At 63.4% G+C, this 12714-nt stretch carries 10 protein-coding genes and 2 pseudogenes; 6 read left to right on the top strand and 6 right to left on the bottom strand.

Annotated features, from left to right (window positions below; genetic code table 11):
• The first annotated feature begins 14 nt into the window (after positions 1-14).
• Positions 15-1148: an acyl-CoA dehydrogenase gene (locus tag LQF09_RS17370; protein WP_002931296.1), complete on the top strand. Its 1134-nt coding sequence runs from the start codon at positions 15-17 to the stop codon at positions 1146-1148.
• Positions 1149-1230: 82 nt separating this feature from the next.
• Here the strand turns inward: LQF09_RS17370 and LQF09_RS17365 are convergent, their stop codons facing one another.
• Positions 1231-2514 (bottom strand): DUF3047 domain-containing protein, encoded by a 1284-nt coding sequence (locus LQF09_RS17365; protein WP_270068558.1) that lies wholly within the window; start codon positions 2512-2514, stop codon positions 1231-1233.
• A gap of 168 nt (positions 2515-2682) precedes the next feature.
• Between LQF09_RS17365 and LQF09_RS17360 the strand changes: the two genes are divergently transcribed.
• Positions 2683-4134 carry a sensor histidine kinase gene (locus LQF09_RS17360; RefSeq protein ID WP_270068557.1) on the top strand — a complete coding sequence of 484 codons (1452 nt, stop codon included), beginning with the start codon at positions 2683-2685 and terminating at the stop codon, positions 4132-4134.
• Entirely contained in the window at positions 4131-4760 is a 630-nt protein-coding gene (locus LQF09_RS17355; protein ID WP_002940303.1) for a response regulator, read from the top strand. The genes LQF09_RS17360 and LQF09_RS17355 overlap by 4 nt, the downstream gene beginning before the upstream one ends.
• Before the next feature lie 34 nt (positions 4761-4794).
• Here LQF09_RS17355 and LQF09_RS17350 read toward each other — a convergent pair whose 3' ends face one another.
• Both LQF09_RS17350 and LQF09_RS17345 read right to left on the bottom strand, forming a co-directional pair.
• The gene (locus LQF09_RS17350; RefSeq protein WP_270068556.1) at positions 4795-5283 is read right to left on the bottom strand and encodes a tetratricopeptide repeat protein; all 489 of its coding nucleotides are present in this window, start codon (positions 5281-5283) and stop codon (positions 4795-4797) included.
• Positions 5280-6131 carry a tetratricopeptide repeat protein gene (locus tag LQF09_RS17345; RefSeq protein ID WP_270069895.1) on the bottom strand — a complete coding sequence of 284 codons (852 nt, stop codon included), beginning with the start codon at positions 6129-6131 and terminating at the stop codon, positions 5280-5282. The genes LQF09_RS17350 and LQF09_RS17345 overlap by 4 nt, the downstream gene beginning before the upstream one ends.
• A 338-nt stretch (positions 6132-6469) precedes the next feature.
• Here LQF09_RS17345 and LQF09_RS17340 point away from each other — a divergent pair.
• Positions 6470-6739 (top strand): annotated as a pseudogene (locus LQF09_RS17340) (transposase); the annotation flags it as partial.
• Between the two features lie 319 nt (positions 6740-7058).
• Here LQF09_RS17340 and LQF09_RS17335 read toward each other — a convergent pair.
• The gene (locus LQF09_RS17335) at positions 7059-9134 is read right to left on the bottom strand and encodes a PQQ-dependent dehydrogenase, methanol/ethanol family (protein ID WP_270068555.1); all 2076 of its coding nucleotides are present in this window, start codon (positions 9132-9134) and stop codon (positions 7059-7061) included.
• A 70-nt stretch (positions 9135-9204) separates the two neighbouring features.
• Entirely contained in the window at positions 9205-10116 is a 912-nt protein-coding gene (locus LQF09_RS17330) for a transporter (protein WP_270068554.1), read from the bottom strand.
• A 232-nt stretch (positions 10117-10348) separates the two neighbouring features.
• Here LQF09_RS17330 and LQF09_RS17325 point away from each other — a divergent pair, with 232 nt between their 5' ends.
• On the top strand, positions 10349-12280 hold the full coding sequence (locus LQF09_RS17325; protein WP_270068553.1) for a sigma-54-dependent Fis family transcriptional regulator: 1932 nt from the start codon (positions 10349-10351) through the stop codon (positions 12278-12280).
• Here LQF09_RS17325 and LQF09_RS17320 read toward each other — a convergent pair whose 3' ends face one another.
• Positions 12281-12544, bottom strand: a complete 264-nt coding sequence (locus LQF09_RS17320; RefSeq protein WP_443081765.1) for an EAL domain-containing protein — start codon at positions 12542-12544, stop codon at positions 12281-12283. It abuts the gene before it with no gap.
• Between LQF09_RS17320 and LQF09_RS19705 the strand changes: the two are divergent.
• Positions 12462-12680 (top strand): annotated as a pseudogene (locus tag LQF09_RS19705) (acyl-CoA dehydrogenase family protein); the annotation flags it as partial. The gene LQF09_RS17320 and the pseudogene LQF09_RS19705 sit on opposite strands and share 83 nt — an antisense overlap.
• Between the last annotated feature and the right edge of the window lie 34 nt (positions 12681-12714).

Below are 12714 nucleotides of genomic sequence, written 5' to 3'. Positions count from 1 at the left end.
AGGACAGCAGTGCAATGATTCTTACCCCGGAACAGGAACTCATCCGCGACTCGATGCGCGCCTTTGCGCAGGAGCGCCTGGCCCCCTTCGCCGCCGAATGGGACCGCAACCACACCTTCCCGCGCGAGGCGCTGAATGAGCTCGCTGAACTCGGCGCGCTCGGCATGGTGGTGCCCGAAGAGTGGGGCGGCGCCGGCATGGACTACATGAGCCTGGTGCTGACGCTGGAAGAGATCGCGGCTGGCGACGGCGCCACCTCGACCATCGTCAGCGTGCAGAACTCGCTGCCCTGCGGGATCATCAACCGCTTCGGCAACGATGCGCAGAAGGAGGCCTGGTTGAAGCCGCTCGCCCGTGGCGAGAAGCTCGGCTGCTTCTGCCTTACCGAGCCGCATGTCGGCTCCGATGCCTCGGCGATCCGCACCAGCGCGGTCCGCGAAGGCAACGAATGGGTGCTCAACGGCGTCAAGCAGTTCATCACCACCGGCAAGCATGCCGATGTCGCCATCGTGTTCGCGGTGACCGACAAGAGCGCCGGCAAGAAGGGCATCACCTGCTTCCTGGTGCCGGCTGATGCGCCTGGCTACCAGGTCGGCCGCATCGAGGAGAAGATGGGCCAGAAGGCTTCCGACACCACCCAGATCCTGTTCGAGAACTGCCGCGTCCCGGCCGACTCGGTGATCGGTGCCGAAGGCGAGGGCTACAAGATTGCGCTCTCCAACCTAGAGGCCGGCCGCATCGGCATCGCCGCGCAGTGCCTGGGCATGGCGCGCGCCGCGCTCGAGGCGGCGGTCAAGTATGCGCAGGAGCGCGAGAGCTTCGGCAAGCCGATCTTCGAGCACCAGGCGGTCAACTTCCGCCTCGCCGACATGGCGACTCAGCTCGAAGCCGCGCGCCAGCTCGTGTGGCACGCCGCCACCCTCAAGGACGCCGGTCGCCCCTGCCTCAAGGAGGCTTCGATGGCCAAGCTGTTCGCCTCCGAGATGGCCGAGCGCGTCTGCTCGGATGCCATCCAGGTGCACGGCGGCTATGGCTACGTCACCGACTTCCCGGTCGAGCGCATCTACCGCGACGTGCGCGTGTGCCAGATCTACGAAGGTGCGAGCGACATCCAGAAGCTGGTGATCGGGCGCGCGCTGACGAGCTGATCGCGGCGCCGTCGGCGGCGCGGAGCGGGGGGGGCGGGCAGGCCTGGCCCGGAGGGACTCGGCTGCCCCCTCCCCATTCCAGCTAGAGCACCACCTGCAAGCGGTCGGGCTGACCGATCGCGATCTTGCGGTATGCGCATTGACCGTGTTGGCGCATGAAGAGCGAGTTCGCGATCAGCCAGATCCTGACGACGCGGGTGGCCTGGCCACCGACCAGACGCTGATAGTCGCGGAACAGGTCGCAGCGCTCGTGTAGTTCCTGTCCCAGCGTGTCCGTCCCGCTGCGCTGCACGACGTGCGTCTCGATGGCGTTCCAGCCCGGGATCGGGCAACGGAAGGCCGTGCCGACCGGCAGGGTCGAGCTCCACATGTAGGTGATGTCCTGGCCGTCGTCGAACTCGACGGCGATCGACAGATAGTCGTGGTTCAGCAACGCGTCCTCGGGCAGGGCCGAAGGCAGGCGGTCGACCACCCAGGTCCATTCCAGCTGCAGCCCGGGGCGTAAAGGCTGGTCGGCGAGCGGGTACTGCAGGATGCCGACGTTCTTGTGTGTTTCGCATGCGATGTCGCCCCTTGGCGCCTCGCTGAAGATTCCGCCATCGCCAAAGGCGAAGAAGTTGTGCCAGCCCTTGGGCATCAGGCGTTCCTGGCGCATGCGCTGCAATTCGGAACGAATCATGCCATGCGCGTCGCCGCGCGCAGACAGGGCGAGCAGGCCTTCATGCGCGTCGCCGCTCCATACGATGGCGACGCCTTCCACCTGGCCTTGAGCCGCGAGGTACTGTTCGAGCGGCACCCACAGTTCGCCCTGCGGGCTTGCAAACTCGCCGACGGAGCGCGCGATCTGCAAGGTTCCGGCCCTGTCCGCGGTCAGTGTTCCGGTGTTCTGCATGCAGTTGTGGATGGCGCTGTTGCCCGTTGTTCCAGCTACGCGGGCGAAGAACACGAAGCCCGGCTCCAGCCAGCGTCCATGATCCTTGCTGAACCACCACAGCCCATCGAGGAAAAAGGACACCTGTTGCCCGGCATCAAGCAGCCCCAAGGCCTGCGTCCAAGGCAGATCGGTTGGCGTGATGGTGAACGGCTCGATGCGTGCTACGGCGGAAAGGCCCTCGGCGAGGCTGGTGAAGCGGGCCGCCATCGCCGCTGCGCTCAAGGCGGGCCCCTCTTGAGGCTCGAGACTGCCAGCATAGGCTTGCACGCAGGGCCCGGCCAGGAGTGGCGCGGCGACCAGCCCCTTCGCCCATTGGCGGCGGCTCGCACTGACGAGGCCGTGGCGGGCATGGTCGTGAGTGCAGGGCTCATGCGCGCGCCCATGTGTCTGGGCGGCTGACGGCGGGGCGGTGTTCGCGTGCAGTGGCATCATGTGTCTCCTGGGCGTGGGCTCGGTCCTAGTCGATATGCATCCGAGGTGGCGCTGATCATAGCGTCGGGCCGGTGGGCCGTGCCCCGCACGGCCTGCGGGCGGGCAATTTGCCTGTGCTGCGCCGGTAGCATTGGGCGCCGATGCCGATCAGGGGGAAAATGACGCACCATGCCGCCCGAAGCCGAATCCACGAATCGACTCGATAGGACACCGCCGCCTGCGCCGGATGCGGCCAGGCCGCTTGTCGGCCCCACCCGGGCGGCCCTCGATCTGCAGCGCAGCCTGCTGCAACGGCTACTGGCCTTCGCCTGCCTTTTGACGCTGCTGTTGCTGGCAGCGCACGGCTGGCAGATCCGGCAACAGGCGCTGGCGGACACGCCCGACACTGCAGCCGTCATCCAGCAATTGCTGAACCAGGATCAGCCCCGCCAGGCCGACGTGTTCAACCGAGAATCCATCCGGGTGGATCTTGCCGTGCTGGAACCCCTCGCACGTCGGCTGGCGTTTTGTGTGCAAGTGGAAGACCTCTGGTCGCGGCAGATTGGTGCTGCCTGCGTGCGCCCCGCGCCCCCTCGCTCAGGCGCCGGGGTCGTTGCCCGCTGGCTGGAGGCCCTGCACACACCAGCTGACACCAGCGTCCGCCCCTTGCTGCGTGCGCCCGGCGTCGCGGTGGGCCATATCCATGTCCGCCCGGACTGGCACACCGAAGCCTCACACTGGCTGTCGTCGATGTATCTGGTGCTGGTCGGCTGGGCCGCATTGGCGATGCTGGCAGCGGTGATCGTGCGCCCCGTCCGCCGCGCCTTGCGCCCCGCCGACCAGATCCTTGCCGCCATCGGCCGGCTCGAGGGCGGCGACACCACGGTGCGCCTGCCCGCCTTCGAGCTGGATGAATTCCGCCGGATCGCAAACGAGTTCAACAGTCTTGCCGCCCAACTGGCCACGACCCGAGCCGCCGAGCGCAGGCTTGCAACACATCTGCTCGATGTCCGCGAGGACGAGCGCCACTACCTGGCCCGCGAACTGCATGACGACATGGGGCAACACCTGACCTCGCTGCGTGCCGACGCCGCCTACCTCAGACAGTCGCTAGCCGCGTCGACCGCTCACGCGCCGCTGACGTCCGTGCTGGACAGCCTGTGCGAAACCCTCGCCCGCATGCACGAGAGCATCCAGAACATTGTTCACCGTCTGCGCCCGCCAAGGCTGGAGGCCTTCGGTCTGATCGCCGGACTGGAGCAACTGATTGCCGACTGCAAGCGCATGCACAGTGGCGCGCCCAGCATTCAATTCCATCATCAGGGCCTGCTCGACACGCTCGAGCCAACGCTGATCATCCACCTGTACCGCATCGTTCAGGAAGGGCTGACCAACGCCCTTCGTCACGCCGATGCCAGTCAGATCGAGATCGATCTTCAACGCAATGGCGACCGCTTCCGCCTGTCCATCCGCGATGACGGCAAAGGCGACACCGCCGGTCCGGTACTGGAAGGGCTCGGGCGACTGGGTATCCGCGAACGGGCTTCCGCGCTGGGTGGCACGGTGGAATGGATCAGCGCGCCGGGACGAGGCACGCAGTTACGGGTCGAACTCCTGGCAGGCACGCGGGGCGCCACATGATCCAGTTGCTGCTGATCGACGACCATGCCGTCGTCCGGCAAGGGTATCGCCGCTTGCTGGAACTGCAAGGCACGATGACGGTGATTGGTGAGGCGGGTACCGGCGAAGACGGCATGCGCCTGTGGCGTGAGCGCCAGCCCGACCTCTGTATCGTCGACCTGGCGCTGCCCGATCTTGGCGGATTGGAAGTGATTGCGCGTATCCGCCAGCGCGACCACACCGCCCGCCTGCTTGGCTTCAGCATGCATCGTGATGCACTGTGGGCACTCCGTGCGCTGGAGGCCGGCGCTCTGGGTTATGTCACCAAAAGCAGTCCGCCAGAGGTATTGCTACAGGCCGTCAACACCGTGGCCGGACGGCGCACCTTTATCAGCCCCGACCTTGCGCAGGAAGTTCGCCAACTGCGCGGAGAGGGCGAACGCGGTCCTTCCGACCAACTGACACCACGCGAAAGCGAGATCCTGCGCCTGCTGCTGGACGGCCGGTCGGTTGCCGACATCGCCACCACCTTGTCACTCAGCCCCAAGACCGTGCATAACACCCACTATCAGATCAAGACCAAGCTCGGCGCTGCCAACGACTTCGAACTGGTCCGCCTCGCCCGTCGCATCGGCTTTGGCAACTGACGGGCAGATCACGCGGATACCGATCCGACCGCGCTCAATCCGCTTCGCCCCAGCGCAGCAGGGCGTCTGCGGCCAATACATCGCCCTCGTCCGCGGCGCGCTGCAGCCAATGTCTTGCGCGTGCCGGGTCGGCATCCACGCCTCGTCCCTGCGCCAATGCCATCCCCCAGTGATAGCGCGCCAGGGTCGCATAGCCACCCACCTCATCGCTCATGGCCCCGCGCTCCATGAGCCGCGCGGCACGGGCTTCGTCGCGCGCGACCCCTACGCCCGATTCCAGCATCTGTGCCAGCCAGATCATCGAATACACATCGTTCCAGCGCGCAATGCAGTCCTCGAAAATCCTGACTGCAGATACGTGGTCGCCCGTTTTTTCAGCGACGTAGCCATACAGACACTTGATCCGACGTGGGCTGTCCACAAAGTGGCGGTAGCTGAGATCCCCTTCATCCTCGGCCAGTGCGACGGGCGCCTGCAGCAACAGCAACCACGCAAGCACGCCACGCAGGGCAACGGTTTTCATGGCCGCAGCTCTACGAAATCCGGGTCACGGAACAGGCGTCCATCGATGCGTCGCCACGCTGAATGCGTGCCGGTTCGCAGAAACTCGTCCGCCGCACTGTCACCAAGACTTGCAGCCGTCTGGAACAAGGCCAGCGCGCGGGGCCGATCCACCGGCACGCCAACACCAAAATACAAGGCCGTGGCGTACAGCGTCTTGGCACTGATGTGATACTCGGTATTGTCCGCCGAGGCCGCCCGCGCCAGAAAATGCGTCGCACGTTCCGCGCGCCGGGGCACGGCGGCACCGATCTCGTATAGCTGGGAAATGCGCACCAGACCACCTGCATGATTCTGATGCGAACACAGGCTGAGCAGCTTCAGCGTGGTCTCATGATCGCCACATTTCTCCAGTTCGAGCAATGCGGACGAAAAATTGCCAGTGCTCAGCCCGCAATCGGTCGCGGCCTCGAGGCTCGGTTCCGGCACCTCGTCATGACGCGGATCGGGCTGCAGACCACGACAGTAGCGGTTACGCTGCACCTGCTCCAGCGCGACCCGCTCAACCCCCTCGACCCACCGCCGGAATCCGTCGGAATCTGCGGACTCCCCCATCCCCGCCAGGCGCGTGCCTCCGTCCACCTCATCCCAATCCACCGATACGCTCACTGGCAAGGCGTCGTCCAGCACAATGGTCGCCTCAAAACGCTCATGATCGACCGCCAGCACGGGCACCCCGCTGCCCAGGACGGCAGTCCACACACGCGCCGGTCCGGCGCTCAGCGTACGCTCCACCGTTGCCGCGCCAACCGCCTGCGTCAGCATGGACAACATCGCACCCAGCACCCCTGCCACCCTGATTGCCTTCATCGCCACCTCCCTGGATCGACGCACCGATTCTAGGAAGCCGCACCGCGTCACGTCCCGGGCAAATCGCCTGCACAATACCTCCCGGCTTCTGGCCCCGCTTCATGGTGTGGATAGATCATGGCCGAGATGATCCGGCTGCCATGCAGGCACCGTCCTGCCTCCGTCCGCAACTCCCGCACGGAACATCACATGGCTTACGACAACAACAATGTATTCGCCCGCATCCTGCGCGGAGAACTGCCCTGCGTCCATTGCCCAAACGGCTGCGCCAGATCGATGCGGAACACCTCGTCTATGAAGGCCACTAACCGGGACCGGGCGGGCGCGTCAGCCAGATCCTGACGCCGCTCGAACTCATGGACCGTCTCACTGCGCTGATCCCGCCGCCCCGGCGACACCGACACCGCTACTACGGTGTGCTGGCCCCGAGTTCACCGCTTCGACCGGCGGTCACGGCCCTGGCAGCGGCGCCCAAGCCGCCACCGGCCGAGGTAGATGCCGTGGCGCAGGAAAGTCCCCTCAGCCGGGCGGCAAGGATCGTATGGGCGACGCTGCTGGCGCGCACCTACGAAGTGTTCCCGCTGACGTGTCCGAAGTGCTTTGGGAGGCGGCCGGGCAGGATGGGGACGATGGGGTCCAGCTCACTCCGGCGTTCGAATTCGATCGGTGGATCGCGAGGTAGCGGAAGGCTTCTGAAGTTGCGCGAGGAGATCGTGCATGCCCGCGGCCAGCAAGACGCCTGATAGACGACATCTTACGGGCAGCGGGCACGCAATGGCGACGGGTTCTGCGGAGTGCCGCGGAAATTCCGATGGCGATGTCCGATTTACGATGAGCGACAAGCGCCGGGGTACTCACGGGATAGCGGTTGAATTTCCTATCCTTTTGAAGGCCGCGGCGGCCAAGCGACCACCGCAGCCAACCTACTTACTTCTTCGGTCGCACCGCGTCCGCTGTGCCGAGAATGAAGGCCTTGATCTTCTCCACTTCTCCGGGGGTCAGCTTGCCGGTGAAATCCGGCATGCCGCGCGATACGAACGGTCCTTCGAAGACGAACCGATCGAGATGTTCGATGGTTGTCGCTGCGGAATACCCCAGGTTGGGAATGGCGCCACCTTTGTCCACGCCCGGGACGCCGTGGCAGAAGGCGCAATTCATCACATAGAGCGCAGTTCCTTCGGACACGTCGTCAGGCTTGTATTTGACGCCAGAAACCAAGTTGTTGACCTGATACTCGACGAAGGGAGGCATTTTCGCATTGCCGCCCAGGGCGAAGGTATATACCGTACCCGGCGTGCGACGCTCGGAGGCACGGGCCGACAGGCCATATACCCCACCCCAGCCGACTGCAATGGATACGTACTGCCTGCCGTCGACTTCGTAGGTTACTGGTGCGGCGATGACACCGGTGCCCATTGGTGCCGACCATAGCTCCTTGCCGTCACGTGCGTCGAAGGCCATCAGGCGTGCGTCTGCCGTACCCTGAAACACCACGTTGCTGGCGGTGACCAGGGTGCCACCGTTCCAGGGCGAGACGTGCTCTTTACGCCAGACCTCCTTCTGTGCAACCGGATCCCACGCGATCAGACGGCCAAAAGGCTGACTGGTGGGGGGCCGGGTATTGACCAGCATTCCGAGGTTCCAGCCGATGCCGGACATCGCCTGCCCGGGCTTGGCTTTGTTGTATGCCCAGCTCTTGTCCTCCTGAAGCACCAGTGGAATGTTTTGCGCCGGGAAGTAGGCCAGACCTGTCTGCGGGCTGTAGGACATCGAATGCCAGTTGTGTGCGCCGAAGGGCCCGGGCGTCGCGTCGAAGGGCTTGTCTGGATCGCGTGCGGCAGGATTCTCGATGGGACGGCCATTGGCGTCGTATCCAGTCGCCCAGTTCACCGGGACAAAGTTCTGTGCCGAGATGAACTTGCCATTGGTGCGGTCGATGACGAAGAAGAAGCCGTTCTTTGGCGCATGCAGGATGACCTTGCGCGGTTTGCCCTCCAGTTTGATGTCGGCCAGGATCAGGTCCTGTGTCGAGGTGTAGTCCCAGTTGTCTGCAGGCGTTTGCTGATAATGCCAGACGTATTCGCCAGTGTCAGGTTTGAGTGCGACGATGGACGCGGTGTACAGGTTGTCACCACCGGCCGGGCTGCGTTTGCGGTGTGACCATGGCGAAGGGTTGCCGGTGCCGATGTACATCAGATCAAGCTCGGCGTCATACACCATCGAGTTCCACACCGTGCCACCTCCTCCGGCCTCCCAGTACTTGCCCGCTGGGTCCCAGGTCTTGGCCGCCGCCGCCATGGACGCGTCTTCGAAGGGCTGATCCGGATCTCCCGGCACCGTGAACCAGCGCCAGGCCTGCCTGCCGGTGTCGGTGTCGTAGGCAGTGATATAGCCACGTACGCCATACTCCGCGCCGCCGTTGCCGATGATGACTTTGCCCTTGATCACGCGCGGTGCGCCGGTAATGGTGTAAGGTCTGCTGCTATCGATCAGCGTGTTCTGCTCCCACAGCTTCCTGCCGGTTTTTGCGTCGATTGCGAGCAGCCTGCCGTCCAGCGAACCGACGAAGACCTTGCCGCCATACACCGCCACGCCCCTGTTTACTACGTCACAACACGCGTCCTTACCTTTTTCACGCGGGACTCCCGGGTCGTAGGTCCAGATGTTCCGTCCGCTTCGGACGTCCACTGCATGTACGATGCTCCATGGTGCCGTCACGTACATCACACCATCGACCACGATAGGCGTGGCTTCAACGCCACGCGTCGACTCGAGGTCGTAAGACCAGACAAGGCCCATTTCCTTGACATTGTCCGGGGTGATCTGGGAAAGCGGGCTGAAGCGTGTGCCCGCATCATCATAGCCGTGGCTGGGCCATTCTCCGCCCGCCGCGAACGCGGCGGAACTCAGCATCAGGCAGCCCAGACCAAATGCTGTTTGCTGCAGGCGCTTGCGCACGGGGGCGATGCCACTGCGCGGCTGCACAAATACCGTCGTCAACATAGTGTCTCCTTTCTTCTCTCTTGTAATGGGGGCGCGACACCCCTGATCCCTTGCCAGCGGACGGCTCCGCTCAGAACACCTTGAGTACGCGCAGGTTCAGGCGATCGTTTTCGCGGAAGCCGTTATGTACCGATATGTCACGACCGTAGCTGGCCAATAGCTGCACGTCTGGCGCAATGAACCAGCCGGTGCCGATACTGACCTTGGTCGTACGCAGACGGTCGCCTTGATTGACTCCGGCGATCTCGGTCTCGCCGCCGAAGGTATGGGAGACTCCTGCGCGCAGATCCCAGGCATCGGATATGTGATACCGCAGATAGCTTTGGAACTGCATTGAGGGCTTCTGCTTCATCGTTACCTTGGCGGCACCGAACTTGTCGTTCTTGCCGTACAAGGTGATATCGCCCGCAAGATCGAGCGAAACCCTGTCCGATAGCTTGGTGATGAACCCTGCTTGCAGAGCGAACTTCCAGCGGTTTTCACCCAGGTTCAAGGCATCATCATTGTCGTAGTTGCCGGTCGGTGCGTAGATGAAGGGGGTGATGCCAAAATAGGTACCTGTTTGCGGGCGGTTTACCAGCCACACCGTTGCTGCCAGGATCAGGTCACCCACTCCACTGGTACTGCCCAGCGCCGACAGGTCGTCCTTGCCTTCCAGCCTCCCGAATGGAAGCAGAAACTGTGGATCGACGATATAGCCGCCGATCTCGGTGAAATGTACGCCGCGCAGGATGCCGACCTGCGAATCCAGTCGCATGTCGCCCGGGGTCTTGTGCCCCTTCGCATAGAGTGCATCGCGGGTGGCATATTGGTAATACAGCATCGCCAGGTTGGTACCGGCGGGCAAGGCCGTGTAATCGCCTGCGTCAACGTCAACCGCGTGTGCTTGCGGTATCGTCAGCGCCATGCACAGCGCCGCTGCGCCCCCAAGACCGCACCAACTGTTCTGGTACGTCCTCGCTGTCCACTTGAGTGGCTTCATTCCATTGTCTCCATTAGTAGTAATATTCGGCGGCCGCTTTCCAATGTCGTGGAGCTGGCCCTTCGGCTTCTTGCAGAAGCCGTGCCAATGAAAATAACTACAACAAAAACAGTTGGTTAATGGATTACGAGAACGGCCCTGAACAATAACGGGGTAGCTGCGCTGTATCGTTTCAAGTCAGGCTGTTCCGGCTGTTGGATCGATACACGCCACCCCCGACACAGGAGGAGACATGAGACCCGTCCGGACGGAATTCGACCGCAAGGTGCTGCACGCACGCCAGTTGCTGCGCGAGGCCCGTGACATTCCCGCCAGCTTGGTGGCAGATGAGGTGCAACGCTCGTGGTCACGCTCCATCCGGCATGGCTTGAGCGAACGCGACCGCGTATTGTTCAATCCGGTTTCGGCGGCACAACTGCGCCGAATCAACGAAGTACATCGCACCTTGCTTGGTCACGCCGAACCCGAGATGGAGCGCTTGTTTTCTGCGCTGGACAATGCCCATTGGGTGCTTGCCTGTCTGGAGGTGGGGGGCAACATCATCAAGACTTTGGGCGGACAGAGCGCCGAGTTGCGCGATATCGCCACGGTCTTGCGTCCGGGGTTGAACCTGAGTGAGCGCGTGGCTGGCACCAATGCGCCCGGCTTTGCCCTGGAGGAGAGGCGGGCCATTGCCGTGCGTGGTAGCGAGCATTTTCTCGAAGAGGCCCAAATGTGTGCCTGTGCCGCAGTGCCGATCTTCGAGCCCTCCGGTGCATTGGCCGGGGTGCTGAACGCGTCACGCCATCACCGCAGCGCATCCATTGGCATTATGGAGCCGCTTGCACTTGCTGCCCGCGCAGTCGAGAACCGCATGGTTGCCGCTCTGTCCGCGCCCTTGCGCCTGCGCTTGCATTTCAGCGCCGAGTTGGTCAACTCGCCGATGTGCGGTCTGCTGGCGGTTTCCCGCGACGGCCAGATTCTTGGCGCGAACCCTTTGGCACGCCAACTGCTTGAGTTGGATACACTGATTGAATCGGATCCGTGCATGGAGACGGTATTCCAGCAGAAGGTTGGCCTGTTGCTCGACACGTTGCGTAGGCACGGTAGCACTCCCACGCCGATTCACTGCCACAACGGCGTGCGCATTCATGCTTGTCTGGCTGACGCTGCGCCCACGCGCGTGGTGTCAGTGGCTCCTGCTGCATCGTATGCTGTTGCCCGGGCCAGCATGTCCCCGATGTTGCTTGATCCGGAGCTCGCGCAGCGTGTTCGGCAGGTCGAACGTGCTTTTGCGCACGATATTCCGGTGCTCATCAATGGTGAAACCGGTACAGGCAAGGAGGTACTCGCACGTCATTTGCACGAGGTGGGCCCGCGTGCCTCGGGTCCCTTCGTCGCCATCAATTGCTCGGCGATCCCGGCCAGCCTGATTGAGTCCGAGCTGTTTGGCTACGATGGCGGTGCCTTTACCGGTGCGCGGCGGGGCGGTATGGCTGGGCGTTTCGAGCAGGCCAATGGCGGCACTTTGTTCCTTGACGAAATCGGCGACATGCCGCTCGAACTGCAGGCCCGCCTGTTGCGTGTGCTGCAGGAACGTACGTTGACCCGGCTGGGCAGTGCTCGCAGCATTGCGCTCAACTGTTCAGTGATCTGCGCGACCCACCGCGATCTCGTACAACGTGTCGACAGCGGTGAGTTTCGAGAGGATTTGTACTACCGCATCAATGGCTTGCGTATCACTTTGCCCGCACTGCGTCAGCGCAGCGATCTCGATGACCTTATTGAGCATTTCCTTGCACAGGAATTGGCTTCCGCGGTTCCGCCGCTGACCCTCGCCGCGCGCCACTGTCTGTACCGTCATAACTGGCCGGGCAACATCCGTGAACTTCAGCAGGTACTTCGCCTTGGCGTGGCGCTTTCCGAGGGAGACAGCATTGACCTTATTCACCTGCCAACAGAGCTGACCGCTGCCCCGGCTGCGCTTCCGCCTGACTCAGCCGATAGGCAGACCCACTGCCCGGATGGCAAGGCAACGCTGCGACAGGCTGAGGCGGAAGTGGTCCTGTCTGCCTTTCTGCGAAATGATCGTAATGTTTCTGCCACGGCACGCAATCTCGGCATCGCCCGCGCCACGCTGTATCGAAAGCTACGCAATTATGGTCTGCTGACTGGGGAGGGATGATCAAGGCTCTCCTGTCAGGGATGGCAACTGTGTGCCGAGCTGGTCGGTGGGCACTGCGGGTGAAAACAACCCGCCCTGGAAGCGGTTGCAGCCAAGGGCGGCCAGAAAGCGGTACTGGGCTTCGGTCTCGACACCTTCGGCCACCACCACGCTCAGCGCCAGGTTGCGGGCCAGCGAGAGGATGGTGCTGCATATCTTGCGCGCCTCCTCGGCTTCGGCCATGTCCTTGACGAAGGCGCGGTCGATCTTCAGCGCGCTTGGCATGGTGGTGACCGAAGAGTGGGGCGGCGCCGGCATGGACTACATGAGCCTGGTGCTGACGCTGGAAGAGATCGCGGCTGGCGACGGCGCCACCTCGACCATCGTCAGCGTGCAGAACTCGCTGCCCTGCGGGATCATCAACCGCTTCGGCAACGATGCGCAGAAGGAGGCCT

This window comes from Thauera sp. WB-2, from assembly GCF_027594845.1.
Classification (GTDB): Bacteria; Pseudomonadota; Gammaproteobacteria; order Burkholderiales; family Rhodocyclaceae; genus Thauera; species Thauera mechernichensis.
This window is presented reverse-complemented; position numbering and strand designations above follow the sequence as displayed.